Below are 15291 nucleotides of genomic sequence, written 5' to 3'. Positions count from 1 at the left end.
TCATGCTTCGTGCTGAGGGGTCTTAGTATTGCCGCTGCAATCTTGCAGGAGTCTGCATACATTGCACTTAAAAGACGCAACGTTTAAAAGGGGCACGGAAGAATTTTTTCCGTACCCCTTTTGTTTGCAAATTGAATCAGCTATAGGCTTTCTTTTAGATCTATGTCTATATACCCGCAATCCGCGAAGCCTTCTCTGTATTAGCGAAATGCAATTTTACAAAATCAGGCAGAACTTGCCGGCCTTTAGCCTTGATCAGCCTTGCAGCTGCTTTATCGACCTGGGCCCCGGCCCCTTTTGGCAGGGTAAATCCGGCTTCTTCACTGAGCTTGTCGAAATACCGGAGGAAGGCATAGCGGGCCAGTATGGAAGCAGCAGCGACCGAAAGATGGATTCCCTCAGCCTTTGTGCTGAAAAAGACATCTTCCCTTTGGATCACAGACTGCCCTTTCAGGTAATTATAATACACATTTTCTTGGGCAAACTGGTCAATCAGAATGGCTTCAGGCTTTTCGGGGGCCATCTTTTTCAGTACGTTTCCGATTGCCTGATTATGCAGGAGGGCTTTAATTTTCCCCTGGGACATGCCAGACTGCTGAAGCTGGTTGTATTTGCTGTTTTTAAGGGTCAGCAGGCTGTACGGCACAACCTCTTTTATTTCCTTGGCAATTCTGATTATCTGTTCGTCTTTTAGATTTTTTGAGTCCTTTACGCCCAGCTCCTTCAGCAGGGGGAGGTTTTCTTTCTTGGCATAGGCGGCAACTACCGTAATCGGTCCGAAATAATCGCCTGTCCCGACTTCATCTGAGCCGATGACTGACAGTTTTTCAAAGAAAGGAGGAAGGTGGGAACCTTGAGGGCTTTTAGCTGGAGCATCCTTTTTTTCAGCGGGGGTCCCCCACTTTGCTGCTTCAGCGGTGCTGCCTGCTCCCTGGAAAAGTACCTTTCCGGATTTATATGCAGTTATGCTGCAGTTTGCCGTTTTGGCGGCAAAAATGCCTCCCTGGGGTGTTTTCCCAGTCAGATTCGGCTTATAGTAAGCTTTCATTTCTTCGATTTCCGAGGGACGTTTCTGAAGTACAACATGGCTCATCTCTACCACTCCTAAAAGAAATATATATATGTATAAACAAAACTATACAGATCAAAATTGAATCCGCAGATTAACCCGGCATCAGTCCTCCTGCAAATGGCTGTCCGGTCTTTAAAACAGCAGCATTCCCCTTGATGCGGCTTAATTTGACAGGCTTTGACTTCCCACTCTTTTACGTTCATGTTATCATATAGATTAGGATTTGGAAGGAATGGGGGCATTAGCGTTGTCAGATACGCAGAAAAACCGCACAAGTGTTGATATTTATGGACAGCAGTATGTCATCGTCGGCCAGGAAAGCTCAGGCCATATCCGGCTTGTCGCTTCGATGGTTGATGAAAAGATGCGCGAAATAAGCTCCATGAATCCTTCACTTGACAGCAGCAAGCTTGCCGTCCTGACGGCAGTCAATGCCGTTAATGATTATATTAAGATATTAGACCGCCTTGAACGGCTTGAAGATGAATTAAAAAGAGTAAAGGACTGAACAGGGTCATGTTGGATCTCGCTATTTTGGTAATACTTATATTTGGATTTTTTATGGGATTAAAAAGGGGTTTTATCCTTCAGCTCATCCATCTAGCAGGCTTCATCGTTGCTTTTATCGCAGCTAATATGTACTACGATGATCTCGCTCCAAAGCTGAACCTCTGGGTGCCCTACCCGAATTTTGGAAGCGATTCTTCCCTTCAGCTGTTTTTCGACAATGCCAATATGGAGGATGCCTATTATCGCGCCATTGCTTTTGTCGTGATTTTTTTTGCTGTGAGAATCATTCTGCAGATCATCGGCAGCATGCTGGATTTTGTATCTTCACTGCCAGTGCTGAAGCAGCTTAATGTCTGGGCAGGCGGACTGCTCGGTTTTGCTGAAGTCTATCTTATCATTTTTATCTTATTATACATAGGAGCACTGCTGCCTGTGGAAGCAGTCCAGCAGCCAATCAGTGATTCAGGCACGGCAAAGTTCATCATAAACCATACACCTGCACTTTCGCAGCAGCTTAAGGAAATGTGGATTGAATATAAGGCTGCATAACTTCTCTTAGCGCAGAGGAGTTTTCTTTTTATAAAGCTGCATGAGTGTTCACAGTTGATTTTGGGCTCATGTATGTCAAACTCTGTTTCACATGCCATTCAGCTGTGCTGAAAGAGCTCAAAACAGTAATGTTTAACACATGGTTTTAAAAAATCATGATAGAAGGCTATGTTTGCTATTATACTTATATGCTCTCCTGGATGTAATGGGAGAATAATCGCTGTTTCAGGGTAAGGATAAGCAGAGAGAATGTTCTAAAGGCAGGTGCAGAAAATGAACCCGAATAAAAAAGATGTGGTAAGACTATTGGAGACAATAGCAGTATATATGGAATTGAAGGGTGAAAACCCGTTCAAGGTTGCGGCATTCCGGAAGGCTGCAGGAGCCCTGGAAGCAAATGATGACAAGTTTTCAGAAATAAAGGATTTTACCAAGCTTTCCGGAATCGGCAAAGGGACGGCAGCGGTCATCGAGGAATATATCGAAGAAGGAACATCAGCCGTGCTGAAGGAGCTGCAGGAAGAAGTGCCTGCGGGCCTTATCCCGCTGCTCCAGCTCCCGGGCCTTGGCGGCAAGAAGATAGCAAAGCTCTATAAGGAGCTTGGGGTAGAGGATGCTGAAGACCTTGAGCAGGCGTGCAGGGACAGCAGAGTTCAGGCGCTTGCAGGCTTCGGAAAGAAAACAGAGGAAAAAATCCTTGAAGCGCTGGCCAATGCCGGCAAAAGGCCGGACCGCCTCCCTGCTGCCTTTATGCTTCCGATTGCAGAGGATATTGAAGCAAGGCTTGCAGGGGTGGAATCGATCATCAGGTTCTCCAGGGCAGGGAGCCTGCGCAGGATGCGGGAAACAGTCAAGGACCTGGATTTTATCATAGCTTCCGATGATCCTTCAGCAGTGAAAGAAGCCCTGCTCAATCTTCCAGGCATCAAGGATGTCATTGCTGCAGGCGATACAAAGGTCTCGCTGACATTTGATCATCAGTATGATGTGTCTGCTGATTTCCGGATCGTCTCACAGGATGAATTTGCGACAGCGCTTCATCATTTTACCGGCTCTAAGGACCATAATGTGCGGATGCGTCAGCTGGCAAAGGAACGCGGAGAAAAAATAAGCGAGTATGGTGTTGAGAATGCTGAAACGGGTGAAACTCTTACTTTTAAGGATGAAGAAGCCTTTTATGCGCATTTCGGCCTTCCTTTCATTCCTCCGGAAATCCGCGAGGACGGCCGTGAGGTAGAAGATTTTAAGGCAGGCATGGCGCTCATTTCCCTGGAAGATATAAAGGGAGATCTTCATATGCACTCCACCTGGAGCGACGGTGCCCACACCATTGAAGAAATGGCAGAGGCATGCCGCAAAAGAGGCTATCAATATTTGGCCATCACTGATCATTCCCAGTACCTGAAGGTGGCGAATGGCCTGACGCCGGAGAGATTGCGCAAGCAGATGGAAGAAATAAGGATCCTGAATGAAAAGTATGATGATATAACGATCCTATCAGGGATTGAGATGGATATCCTTCCGGATGGAACACTTGATTTCGATGATGAGCTGCTGGCAGAAGTGGATGTGGTCATCGCCTCGATCCATTCGTCTTTCAGCCAGCCTAAGGAAAAAATAATGGACCGTCTGAAGACGGCCCTGATGAACGGCCATGTGGATATCATCGCCCACCCGACCGGCAGGCTGATCGGCCGGAGGGAAGGCTATCAGGTGGACATGGAGATGCTGATCGAGCTTGCCAGGGAGACAAATACTGCCCTGGAGCTGAACGCCAACCCCAACCGGCTTGATCTGGCCGCAGAGCACCTAAGGAAGGCACAGGAGGCGGGAGTGAAGCTTGTCATCAATACAGATGCGCATAAGCTTGATACTCTCATCCATATGGAAATCGGTGCTGCAGCAGGGAGAAAGGCATGGCTGAGGAAGGAAAATGTGATAAATGCTTACAGTATGGAAGAACTTCTTTCCTTCCTTAAACGAAATGATTGAGTGATCCCTTTGGCGAAGGCGGAGAATCAATAGCCGTGCCTGGGGCTTATATAGAGAAGGATTAGGACTAGAAAGAAAAAGGGAGGAATTACTCCATGGATTCACGGGTGCTTAAAGTGCTTGAGTTTAATAAAGTCAGGGAGCAGCTGCTTGAGCATGTTTCATCTTCGCTGGGGCGGAGAAAAGCAGAAATGCTCCTTCCTTCTGCCGATTACGAAGAAGTGGTGCGGCTGCAGGAGGAAACAGATGAAGCGGTTAAAGTGCTGCGGATAAAAGGCAATATTCCGCTTGGGGGCATATTTGATATCCGTCCCCATGTGAAACGATCAGTGATAGGAGGCATGCTGAGCCCTCAGGAACTGGTGCAGATCGCAAGCACCATCCATGCAAGCAGACAGCTGAAGCGCTTTGTTGATGATTTTTCAAACGAAGAATCTGAGCTGCCGATCCTGACTGAGTATATGGACAGGGTGATTGTGCTGGCTGAGCTTGAAGAGGCCATCCGCATGGCAGTCGATGAAAACGGCGAAATGCTGGATAGTGCGAGCGATGCCCTCCGGTCCATCCGGACACAGCTCCGCACAAGGGAGTCCCGGGTGCGTGAGCGGCTGGAGAGCATGATCCGCTCTTCCAATGCGGCGAAAATGCTGTCAGATGCCATTATCACCATCCGGAATGACCGCTTTGTTATCCCGGTCAAACAGGAATACCGCGGCCATTACGGGGGAATCATCCACGACCAGAGCTCATCAGGGCAGACGCTGTTCATTGAGCCGCAGGCAATCGTGCAGCTGAACAATGAGCTGCAGAGCATCAGGGTGAAGGAACAGCAGGAAATTGAACGCATACTGGTCGAACTGTCCGGGCGTGCAGCGGCATTTCAGCCGGAGCTCGATATTATCGTTGAGGTCCTGGCAGAGGTTGACTTTATGTTTGCAAAGGGAAGGTACAGCAGGAGGCTGAAAGCATCCAAGCCGGAAGTGAATAATGAGCGCAGGATCAACCTGTTCAAGGCAAGGCATCCGCTTTTGCCGATAGATGAAGCGGTTGCTAACGATATTTCCCTTGGCAAGGATTACACGACCATTGTGATTACAGGACCGAATACCGGGGGAAAGACTGTAACGCTTAAGACTGTGGGATTGTGTACCCTCATGGCCCAGGCAGGCCTGCAGATTCCTGCTCTGGATGGATCAGAGGTGTCTGTATTCGGGGCTGTCTATGCCGATATCGGGGATGAGCAGTCCATTGAGCAGAGCTTGAGTACATTCTCTTCCCATATGGTCAATATTGTGGATATTTTAGCCAGGGCAGATTTCGAAAGCCTCGTCCTTTTCGATGAGCTCGGGGCAGGGACAGATCCGCAGGAAGGGGCAGCCCTTGCCATATCAATCCTTGATGAGGTATACAAAAGGGGCAGCCGTGTCATTGCGACCACCCATTATCCTGAATTGAAGGCATATGGCTATAACAGGGAAGGAGTTATCAATGCAAGTGTCGAATTCGATATTGAGACGCTCAGCCCTACTTATAAGCTCCTGATCGGGGTGCCGGGACGGAGCAACGCCTTTGAAATCTCAAGGCGCCTTGGCCTCGGCAATTCAGTCATCGAATCTGCACGCTCCCATGTGAGCGAGGACAGCAGCCAGATTGAGAATATGATTGCATCTCTTGAAGACAGCAGGCGCCAGGCGGAAAAAGAGCTGGAAGAGGCCCACGAGCTGCTGCGCGGTGCTGATATGCTCCATAAGGACATGCAGAAACAGATGATGGAGTATTATGAGCAGAAGGATGAAATGCAGGAAAAGGCTGCTGCCAAAGCGGCTGACATAATAGAGAAAGCTAAATCGGAAGCAGAAGAGATCATCCGGGATCTCAGAAAGATGCGCATCGAAAAGCATGCTGAAGTGAAAGAGCATGAGCTGATCGACGCCCGGAAGAAGCTGGATGATGCTGCGCCGAAAATTAGCAAAAGCAAAAAAGAGGCCAGGAAGGCTGACAAGCATGATTTTGCTGCAGGGGATGAAGTGAAGGTGCTTACCTTCGGCCAAAAAGGGCTGCTGCTTGAAAAAGCTTCAGATGATGAATGGCAGGTCCAGATCGGCATCCTGAAAATGAAGGTAAAAGAGCGGGATCTGGAATTCATTAAAAGTCCAAAGCCGAAGGAGACCAAGGCGATGGCAATTGTAAAAGGCAGGGATTCACAGGTGGGCCTTGAGCTGGACCTGCGCGGCGAGCGGTATGAGGATGCGCTGATCAGAGTAGAGAAATATATTGATGATGCGCTCTTGTCCAATTATCCCCGTGTCTCGATCATCCATGGAAAAGGGACAGGGGCCCTGCGCCAGGGCGTGCAGGAATACTTGAAGAACCACCGGTCTGTAAAGCGGATCCGCTTCGGGGAAGCGGGTGAGGGCGGATCAGGGGTAACCGTGGTGGAGTTCAAATGATGGGGAGAGTCTGAATGAACGGTTTTTGGGAAAATGAGTATATCCAGACAGCAGCTTATTACAGTGTCGTCATTTTGTGCATGATTGTGTTTTTAGCTATCTTTGAGCTTGTCACTAAATATAAAAACTGGGAAGAAATCAAAAATGGCAATATTGCTGTAGCCATGGCAACAGGGGGGAAGATATTCGGGATCGCCAACATCTTCAGGCATTCCATCTCCCAGCATGATTCACTTTTCACCATGGTCGGCTGGGGGGTCTTTGGCTTTTTCCTTTTGCTGACAGGCTATTTCATTTATGAATTCCTGACCCCGAAGTTCAGGATCGATGAAGAAATCGAAAAGAATAACAAGGCGGTCGGATTCATTTCCATGATCATCTCAATCGGATTGTCATACGTCATCGGGGCAGGCATCTAACAGGGAGCGGGAGTACTGTGGAAAAATTGGCGAAAATTCTGCTGGTGCTTTGCGGACTATTCATAGTCATCGGAGCCGTGTATATATTTTTCATCGCATAGATATAAAACCGCCGGGATATGGCGGGAGAAACTGCAGGCAAACCCGCACAGCCGGGTATGCCTGCAGTTTTTTTATTTTTTAAGAACGAAACAGCAGGTCCTTTGGCTCATACAGATTGTCATGATTATTCCCTTATACTATAATGAATGTGAACAGTTAGAATGTTCTAACAAATTATTTTGAAGGAGGGAAAAAAATGACAGAAGAAAGGCCTTGGCTTCAAAGCTATCCGGAAGATATCCCCCCGACTTTGACATACACAGACGAACCGGTACAGGAGTATTTAAAAAGAGCGGCAGAGGAATTCCCATCTAAAAGCGCCATTCACTTTATGGGCAGGGAGTTTAAGTTTAAGGAGGTGTATGAGCAGGCGCTCAAGCTTGCATCCTATCTCCAGGGGCTTGGCATCGAAAAAGGGGACAGAGTGGCCATCATGCTTCCCAACACTCCGCAGTCGGTCATCAGCTACTATGGCATCCTGATGGCGGGCGGGGTGGTAGTCCAGACCAATCCGCTTTATATGGAAAGAGAAATTGAGTACCAGATGAAGGATTCCGGAGCGAAAGCCATTATAACACTTGATATTCTGTTTCCGCGTGTTTCAAAGGCTGTCCCAAAAACAGGGATCGAACATATTATTGTAACCGCTGTCAAAGATGCGCTGCCATTCCCGAAGAACCTGGCCTACCCATACATCCAGAAAAAGCAATATGGCATCGTAGTCAATGTAAAGCATGAAGGAAATAATCATTTGCTGAAGGAAATATTGAAGCGTCCAATCGGCCGCCTTAAGGAGTACAGCTTCGACTACGAAGAGGATATCGCCCTTTTGCAATATACAGGCGGAACCACAGGATTTCCGAAAGGGGTCATGCTTACCCACAGGAATCTTGTCAGCAATGCTTCCATGTGCCAGGCCTGGCTCTACAAATGCCGCCGCGGGGAAGAAATTGTTCTCGGCCTGCTGCCGTTTTTTCATGTGTACGGGATGACCACCGTGATGATCCTTTCCATCATGCAGGCGTATAAAATGGTCCTTCTTCCGAAATTTGATGCCGAGACAACCTTGAAAACCATTCAAAAGCAAAAGCCAACCCTGTTTCCAGGAGCGCCAACCATCTATATAGGGCTTCTCAACCATCCGGATCTTCAGAAATATGACCTGTCATCGATTGATTCCTGCATCAGCGGCTCGGCTCCCCTGCCGGTTGAAGTACAGCAGCGTTTTGAGGAAGTGACGGGAGGCAAGCTTGTTGAAGGCTACGGGCTGACAGAATCTTCTCCGGTCACCCATTCAAACTATTTATGGGATCGTCCCCGCGTCAAAGGAAGCATAGGTGTTCCATGGCCTGATACAGATGCTGCCGTATTCTCCATGGAAAATGGCGAAAAGCTGCCTCCCGGGGAAGTGGGGGAAATAGCAGTAAAGGGCCCTCAGGTTATGAAAGGCTACTGGAACCGTCCGGAGGATACGGCCCAGACTTTAAAGGACGGCTGGCTCCTTACAGGGGATCTTGGGTATATGGATGAATCAGGCTATTTCTATGTTGTGGACCGCAAAAAAGATATGATCATTGCCGGCGGCTTCAATATTTACCCGCGTGAAATAGAAGAAGTCATCTATGAACATCCGGGCGTACAGGAAGTTGTCGCTGCAGGGATTCCTGACCCATACAGGGGGGAAACGGTCAAAGCCTATATAGTCATGAAAGAGGGGCATGAGGCAACCGAAGAGGAATTGAATGAGTTTGCCCGGAAGCATCTGGCTGCCTACAAGGTTCCAAGGATCTATGAATTCAGGAGTGAGCTTCCGAAAACAGCCGTCGGGAAAATACTGCGCCGGGCGCTTGTAGAAGAAGAGAAAAAGAAATTGGAAGAAGAACAGAAAAAGCAAGCCTGATTCTTTTCAAAATAGCGGATAATAGAGTAAAGTATAAACAAACAGATTCAGATCCTTCTTGAGGCCGGACCTCCATTCGGACTCTTTATTTTGAAAAATAGAGCTTGTCCGCCGCAGCGCCCATAAGAAAATTTATCATGACAAATTCTTGACAACTTTTGCTTGTAATACTATTATAAAATTATGAATGATGATTCATTCATTTTAGCACAAAGGAACAATCTGCATGACAGCATTATCCCTTTCTTTGCGCTTTTTGATAAATTGAACGGGGGAAAAATGTTGAAGAAGAATAAACCTAAATATATGCAAATCATTGAAGCTGCTGTAGTGGTTATAGCAGAAAACGGCTACCACCAGGCCCAGGTTTCGAAAATTGCGAGGCAGGCCGGGGTGGCTGACGGGACGATATACTTATATTTTAAGAATAAGGAAGATATCCTGATCTCCCTTTTTGAAGAAAAAATGGGATCTTTTGTTGAAAAAATCGAACAGAATATTGCAGGAAATGATTCAGCCACAGAGAAGTTATTAATGATGGTCGAAAATCACTTCAAGCTTTTATCTGAAGATCACCACCTGGCCATTGTCACCCAGCTTGAATTAAGGCAGTCCAATAAAGATCTGCGCTTAAAAATCAATGACGTGCTGAAAGGTTATTTGAAGGCGATCGATCAGATACTTGCATCAGGAATTGAAACAGGGGAATTTTCACCCTCGCTTGATATCAGGCTGGCCAGGCAGATGATTTTCGGCACAATAGACGAAACCGTAACAACCTGGGTCATGAATGACCAAAAGTACAGCCTGACTGATCTGGCCCCTGCTGTCCATAAACTGCTTGTGCACGGCTGTTCCAGCCGCTAGTGCAGGCAGACTCTGATATAAGAGTAAACCGACGATTATAGGAGGGTAAACATGGAGTATTTAACTTGGTCACACCAGGATATGGTTGCCGAAATTGCAATCAGCCGGCCTCCTGCAAATGCGCTTTCTTCCGGCCTGCTGAAAGAGCTTTCCAGTGTATTGGATGAAATCGAAGAAACAGACGGGGTCCGGGTGGTCCTCATCCACGGGGAAGGCCGCTTCTTCTCAGCGGGCGCTGACATCAAAGAATTTACAGAAATAGAGTCCAGCGGCGACTTTTCTAAACTGGGCAAGTCCGGCCAGGATCTGTTTGAAAGGATGGAATCATTTCCTAAGCCGATCATTGCAGCTATCCACGGAGCGGCGCTCGGAGGGGGGCTTGAGCTTGCCATGGGCTGTCATTTCAGGCTTGTTTCCGAAACAGCCAAGCTGGGCCTTCCAGAGCTGCAGCTTGGCCTTGTACCGGGCTTTGCCGGCACACAGCGGCTGCCAAGGCTGGTAGGGTCTGCGCTGGCAGCGGAAATGCTGTTCACAAGTGATCCGATCACAGGCATCCAGGCAGTCCAGTATGGCTTGGCCAACCACGCATTCCCGGAAGAAGAGCTGCTGGAGAATGCGTTTAAAATGGCAAAGAAAATTGCCAGGAAGAGCCCGGTCGCGCTGAAAGCGGCCATTGAGCTTCTCAGCTATTCCAAGCATGCTGAATTTTATAATGGGGTGGAAAAAGAAGCTGAACTCTTCGGAAAAGTATTTGCTTCTGAAGATGGGCAGGAAGGGATCTCTGCTTTCATTGAAAAAAGAGAGCCTGATTTCAAAGGAAAATAAGTGCTGTAAAAGAGTATTTCCCTCAGCTTCATGGCTGGGGATTTACTACACCCTGAATTTTCCCAATCTTTTAAACTCATTATCTTTTCAAAAATGTAAACGCACACAATTATTCAATTCATCTAACCTATCAATTTGGGAGGGAACATAATGAACATTTATGTATTATTGAAAAGAACCTTTGATACTGAGGAAAAAATCTCCATTTCAGGCGGCCAGATCAATGAAGACGGCGCAGAATTCATCATTAATCCGTACGATGAGTATGCCGTCGAGGAAGCCATCCAGGTAAGGGATGAGCATGGCGGTGAAGTCACGGTCATTTCCGTAGGAACGGAGGAAGCTGAAAAGCAGCTGCGCACTGCACTTGCGATGGGAGCTGATAAAGCGGTCCTGATCAATACGGAAGATGATGTGGAAGCAGGCGACCAGTTCACAACAGCCAAGATTCTGTCCGAATACTTAAAAGGCAAAGAAGCCGATTTGATCCTCGCAGGAAATGTGGCCATTGACGGGGGCTCAGGCCAGGTCGGGCCGCGTGTCGCAGAACTGCTGGACATCCCTTATATCACAACCATCACCAAACTGGACATCAGCGGAACAACAGCAACGATCGTCCGCGATGTTGAGGGTGATTCCGAAGTGATTGAAACGAGCCTGCCGCTTCTGGCTACAGCCCAGCAAGGCTTGAATGAACCTAGATATCCTTCTCTTCCGGGAATCATGAAGGCCAAGAAGAAGCCGCTTGAGGAGCTTGAACTGGATGATCTTGACCTTGAAGAAGACGATGTAGAGGCAAAGACAAAGACGATCGAAATATATCTTCCTCCGAAGAAGGAAGCCGGTAAAGTGCTGGAGGGTGACCTTGAAGACCAGGTCAAAGAGCTTGTCAGCCTTCTTCACACTGAAGCGAAAGTCATTTAATTCATTGATACAGAATAAATACTCAGGAGGTACACAAAATGGCTAGAAAAGTATTGGTATTGGGCGAAGTCAGGGACGGATCACTGCGAAATGTGTCGTTCGAAGCAATTGCAGCTGCCAAAACTGCATCTGAAGGAGGAGAGGTTGTCGGCGTTCTGATCGGGGATTCAGTCAGCTCATTGGGAGCAGAGCTGATCCAGTACGGAGCAGACAGGGTTGTCACTGTGGAGGATGAGAAGCTGAAGCAATATAGTTCAGACGGCTTTTCACAGGCGTTGCTGGCTGTCGTGGATTCGGAAAATCCGGAAGGGATTGTGTTCGGCCATACGGCGCTCGGGAAAGACCTGTCGCCGCGGATCGCAGCAAAGCTTGAATCCGGCCTTATCTCTGATGCAGTCAGCATCGAAGAAAGCGGCGGAAATATTGTATTCACACGCCCGATCTATTCAGGAAAGGCTTTTGAAAAGAAGATCATCACAGACGGGCTGATCTTTGCAACGATCAGGCCAAACAATATCGCGCCGCTTGAAAAGGATGAGTCACGCACTGGGGATACAGCTTCACTTTCTGTTGAAATCAAAGACCTGCGTACAATCATTAAAGAAGTGGTAAGAAAAGCATCAGAAGGGGTAGACCTTTCTGAAGCGAAAGTAATCGTAGCAGGAGGACGGGGAGTCAAGAGTGAGGACGGCTTCGGGCCGTTGAAGGAGCTTGCGGATCTTCTAGGAGGAGCGGTAGGAGCTTCCCGCGGTGCCTGTGATGCAGAGTATTGCGATTATTCCCTTCAAATCGGCCAGACCGGAAAAGTAGTTACGCCAGATCTTTATATCGCATGCGGCATCTCCGGAGCCATCCAGCATTTAGCCGGGATGTCCAACTCAAAAGTAATTGTAGCCATCAATAAAGACCCGGAAGCCAATATCTTCAAAGTGGCTGATTATGGTATCGTCGGAGACTTATTTGAAGTACTCCCGCTGCTGACAGAGGAATTCAGGAAAGTTGTTGTAAACGCATAATGAGGAGAGCGGCACCAGCCGCTCTTTCTCTTTTTGCACCTGGTTTGATTCAGGGGCAAAATCATGAATATATCAGCGTTAAAAGGGTATATTACGGACGAAACAGATAATTAGCTTCGGCAGGGAAACGGTGATATACTGTCATTAGAATTCGAGCTGGCGGTTTTGATCCGGGAGCCAGGCAAAGATAGGCTGCCCGGTAAAACTGTATTGTTCAATCTGAATCCAGACGGGACTTCCCGGCAAACTCTATACTTTTTAGGAGGCATATATTATGGCAATTACAAATGCGACTGATCAAACTTTTGCAACAGAAACTGGCTCAGGCCTGGTTCTTGCTGACTTCTGGGCACCATGGTGCGGACCATGCAAGATGATTGCGCCAGTGCTTGAAGAGCTTGACAGCGAAATGAGCGACAAAGTGAAAATCGTAAAGATCGATGTAGATGAAAACCAGGAAACAGCAGGCAAGTTCGGTGTAATGAGCATTCCTACACTGCTGGTTCTTAAAGACGGCGAAGTCGTTGACAAAGTTGTCGGCTTCCAGCCAAAAGAAGCTCTTTCCGAACTTCTTTCAAAACACGCGTAAGCCATACAGATGGCCCCGGTTCTAAGAGCCGGGGTTTTGTTATGTATCATCCTGCCTTATGTCTCTGTTGCCGGGGATCAGATGCCTTGAATGAATATGTTGACGTGATCCAATGGAGTTTCTATAATAGTAATCTTGCCCTCATTTCTTTTTTTTGCTTTTTTCCTTCAGTTTTTTTTATTAAAATGGAAGGGCAACATTTTAATAATACTGCAGCGCATTGCGTGTATATAGATTGACTTTGCCCCGGGGGTGAATACATGAATGAAAGAATTAAGAATAAGCTGATGCTGCTGCCGGATCAGCCTGGCTGCTACCTTATGAAGGACAGGCAGGAAACCGTGATCTATGTTGGGAAGGCGAAGGTGCTGAAAAATCGTGTCCGCTCCTACTTCACCGGTTCGCATGACGGCAAAACGCTCCGCCTTGTAAATGAAATAGAAGATTTTGAATATATTGTTACATCATCGGATATGGAAGCCCTTATCCTTGAAATGAACCTGATCAAAAAATATGACCCAAAATACAATGTCATGCTGAAGGATGACAAAAGCTACCCGTTCATCAAGCTGACAGCTGAACGCCATCCAAGGCTGATCACAACCCGGAATGTCAAGAAAGACAAAGGGAAGTACTTTGGGCCATATCCGAATGTCCAGGCGGCAAATGAAACGAAAAAGCTGCTTGACCGGATCTATCCGCTTAGAAAGTGTACCACCCTCCCTGACAGGGTGTGCCTTTACTATCATATGGGCCAGTGCCTGGCGCCATGCGTTAAGCCTGTCAGCGAAAAGCAGTACAAAGATATTGTCGATGAGATTGCACGGTTTTTGAACGGCGGCTACAAAGACATCAAGAAAGAGCTTACGGTGAAAATGACGGCTGCAGCAGAGGAACTGGATTTTGAGAGGGCGAAGGAACTGAGGGACCAGATTGCCCATATTGAAGCGACAATGGAAAAACAGAAAATGACATCGACCGATTTTACTGACCGTGATGTATTCGGCTTTGCCGTTGATAAAGGCTGGATGTGCGTCCAGGTCTTCTTTATCAGGCAGGGTAAGCTGATTGAAAGAGATGTTTCGCTGTTCCCGGTGTACGGAGAGCCGGAGGAAGAAATGCTCACATTCATGGGCCAGTTCTATACAAAGGCAAACCACTTCAAGCCGCGTGAAATCCTGGTGCCGGATTCTATCAACGAAGAAATGGCAGAAAAGCTCCTGGAAGTTAAGGTGCTCAAACCGCAGCGCGGCCAAAAGAAAGATCTTGTCAAGCTTGCTGGGAAAAATGCCGGGATCGCCCTTCAGGAGAAGTTCTCCCTCATAGAAAGGGATGAGGAAAGGACCATCAAAGCGGTTGAAAATCTTGGCCGGCAGCTGGGCATTTATACGCCGCACCGGATTGAAGCCTTTGATAATTCGAATATCCAGGGAACGGACCCGGTTTCCGCCATGATCGTATTCATTGACGGCAAGCCGGAAAAGCGTGAATACAGAAAATATAAGATCAAGACAGTCAAGGGACCGGATGATTATGAATCCATGCGCGAGGCTGTCAGGAGGCGGTACACCAGGGTGCTGAAAGAAGGTCTGCCCATTCCGGATCTTATTATTGTCGACGGCGGGAAAGGCCATATTGAATCCGTAAGGGATGTGCTTGAAAATGAGCTGGGGCTTGATATCCCGATATCCGGCCTTGCCAAGGATGAGAAGCACAAGACTTCCCAGCTTTTATATGGAAATCCGCTGGAGATCATTCCGCTTGAGCGGAACAGCCAGGAGTTTTATCTGCTGCAGCGGATCCAGGATGAGGTTCACCGATTTGCCATCACCTTCCACCGCCAGCTCCGGGGAAAAAGCGCCTTCCAATCACTATTGGATGACATTCCGGGAATTGGGGAAAAGAGGAAGAAGCTGCTATTGAAAACCTTCGGATCCGTGAAAAAAATGAAGGAAGCCGGATTGGATGAATTCACAGCTGTCGGAATTCCAGCGAATGTCGCTCAGGAATTAAAGAATAAATTATCTGAATAGCATTGATATCAAAAAAGGGCTATGTTATAATGGTCTCAACTTT

The 15291-nt window shown here is 47.6% G+C and carries 13 protein-coding genes; 12 read left to right on the top strand and 1 reads right to left on the bottom strand.

Annotated features, from left to right (window positions below; translation table 11 throughout):
- Nucleotides 1-166: 166 nt before the first annotated feature.
- Nucleotides 167-1093 carry a ribonuclease HIII gene (gene rnhC, locus AC4E8B_RS18840; RefSeq protein ID WP_490214851.1) on the bottom strand — a complete coding sequence of 309 codons (927 nt, stop codon included), beginning with the start codon at nucleotides 1091-1093 and terminating at the stop codon, nucleotides 167-169.
- Between the two features lie 226 nt (nucleotides 1094-1319).
- Here rnhC and zapA point away from each other — a divergent pair, with 226 nt between their 5' ends.
- The 12 genes from zapA to uvrC all read left to right on the top strand — a co-directional run bounded on the left by zapA (nucleotide 1320) and on the right by uvrC (nucleotide 15248).
- A complete protein-coding gene (gene zapA / locus AC4E8B_RS18835) occupies nucleotides 1320-1580 on the top strand; it encodes a cell division protein ZapA (RefSeq protein WP_022544258.1) in 261 nt (86 codons plus the stop codon).
- A gap of 8 nt (nucleotides 1581-1588) precedes the next feature.
- Entirely contained in the window at nucleotides 1589-2131 is a 543-nt protein-coding gene (locus tag AC4E8B_RS18830; RefSeq protein WP_490214850.1) for a CvpA family protein, read from the top strand.
- Nucleotides 2132-2404: 273 nt separating this feature from the next.
- Complete coding sequence (gene polX / locus AC4E8B_RS18825; protein ID WP_490214849.1) at nucleotides 2405-4123, top strand: DNA polymerase/3'-5' exonuclease PolX; 1719 nt, start codon at nucleotides 2405-2407, stop codon at nucleotides 4121-4123.
- 95 nt (nucleotides 4124-4218) lie between these two features.
- The gene (locus tag AC4E8B_RS18820) at nucleotides 4219-6573 is read left to right on the top strand and encodes an endonuclease MutS2 (protein WP_490214848.1); all 2355 of its coding nucleotides are present in this window, start codon (nucleotides 4219-4221) and stop codon (nucleotides 6571-6573) included.
- A 14-nt stretch (nucleotides 6574-6587) separates the two neighbouring features.
- On the top strand, nucleotides 6588-6992 hold the full coding sequence (locus AC4E8B_RS18815) for a DUF350 domain-containing protein (RefSeq protein ID WP_490214846.1): 405 nt from the start codon (nucleotides 6588-6590) through the stop codon (nucleotides 6990-6992).
- Between the two features lie 298 nt (nucleotides 6993-7290).
- The gene (locus tag AC4E8B_RS18810) at nucleotides 7291-8994 is read left to right on the top strand and encodes a long-chain-fatty-acid--CoA ligase (protein WP_490214844.1); all 1704 of its coding nucleotides are present in this window, start codon (nucleotides 7291-7293) and stop codon (nucleotides 8992-8994) included.
- A 282-nt stretch (nucleotides 8995-9276) separates the two neighbouring features.
- Nucleotides 9277-9861: a fatty acid metabolism transcriptional regulator FadR gene (gene fadR / locus AC4E8B_RS18805; protein ID WP_009796016.1), complete on the top strand. Its 585-nt coding sequence runs from the start codon at nucleotides 9277-9279 to the stop codon at nucleotides 9859-9861.
- 51 nt (nucleotides 9862-9912) lie between these two features.
- Complete coding sequence (locus AC4E8B_RS18800; protein ID WP_490214842.1) at nucleotides 9913-10686, top strand: enoyl-CoA hydratase; 774 nt, start codon at nucleotides 9913-9915, stop codon at nucleotides 10684-10686.
- A gap of 150 nt (nucleotides 10687-10836) precedes the next feature.
- A complete protein-coding gene (locus AC4E8B_RS18795; RefSeq protein ID WP_490214841.1) occupies nucleotides 10837-11610 on the top strand; it encodes an electron transfer flavoprotein subunit beta/FixA family protein in 774 nt (257 codons plus the stop codon).
- 38 nt (nucleotides 11611-11648) lie between these two features.
- A complete protein-coding gene (locus AC4E8B_RS18790; RefSeq protein WP_490214840.1) occupies nucleotides 11649-12626 on the top strand; it encodes an electron transfer flavoprotein subunit alpha/FixB family protein in 978 nt (325 codons plus the stop codon).
- Nucleotides 12627-12900: 274 nt separating this feature from the next.
- Nucleotides 12901-13215 (top strand): thioredoxin, encoded by a 315-nt coding sequence (gene trxA, locus AC4E8B_RS18785; RefSeq protein ID WP_009796020.1) that lies wholly within the window; start codon nucleotides 12901-12903, stop codon nucleotides 13213-13215.
- 260 nt (nucleotides 13216-13475) lie between these two features.
- The gene (gene uvrC / locus AC4E8B_RS18780) at nucleotides 13476-15248 is read left to right on the top strand and encodes an excinuclease ABC subunit UvrC (protein WP_490214838.1); all 1773 of its coding nucleotides are present in this window, start codon (nucleotides 13476-13478) and stop codon (nucleotides 15246-15248) included.
- Nucleotides 15249-15291: the final 43 nt, after the last annotated feature.

Source organism: Bacillus sp. SRL543 (assembly GCF_984799205.1).
Note: the sequence above shows the minus strand (reverse complement) of the source record. Positions and strands in the feature narration are given on the sequence as shown.

Bases quoted from the DNA above. Each gene is read 5' to 3' on its own strand.
- AC4E8B_RS18820 (WP_490214848.1), top strand. From the start codon at position 4,219: ATGGATTCACGGGTGCTTAAAGTGCTTGAGTTTAATAAAGTCAGGGAG.
- AC4E8B_RS18800 (WP_490214842.1), top strand. From the start codon at position 9,913: ATGGAGTATTTAACTTGGTCACACCAGGATATGGTTGCCGAAATTGCA.
- AC4E8B_RS18810 (WP_490214844.1), top strand. From the start codon at position 7,291: ATGACAGAAGAAAGGCCTTGGCTTCAAAGCTATCCGGAAGATATCCCC.
- AC4E8B_RS18790 (WP_490214840.1), top strand. From the start codon at position 11,649: ATGGCTAGAAAAGTATTGGTATTGGGCGAAGTCAGGGACGGATCACTG.
- trxA (WP_009796020.1), top strand. From the start codon at position 12,901: ATGGCAATTACAAATGCGACTGATCAAACTTTTGCAACAGAAACTGGC.
- AC4E8B_RS18830 (WP_490214850.1), top strand. From the start codon at position 1,589: ATGTTGGATCTCGCTATTTTGGTAATACTTATATTTGGATTTTTTATG.
- AC4E8B_RS18815 (WP_490214846.1), top strand. From the start codon at position 6,588: ATGAACGGTTTTTGGGAAAATGAGTATATCCAGACAGCAGCTTATTAC.
- AC4E8B_RS18795 (WP_490214841.1), top strand. From the start codon at position 10,837: ATGAACATTTATGTATTATTGAAAAGAACCTTTGATACTGAGGAAAAA.
- polX (WP_490214849.1), top strand. From the start codon at position 2,405: ATGAACCCGAATAAAAAAGATGTGGTAAGACTATTGGAGACAATAGCA.
- uvrC (WP_490214838.1), top strand. From the start codon at position 13,476: ATGAATGAAAGAATTAAGAATAAGCTGATGCTGCTGCCGGATCAGCCT.
- rnhC (WP_490214851.1), bottom strand. From the start codon at position 1,093: ATGAGCCATGTTGTACTTCAGAAACGTCCCTCGGAAATCGAAGAAATG.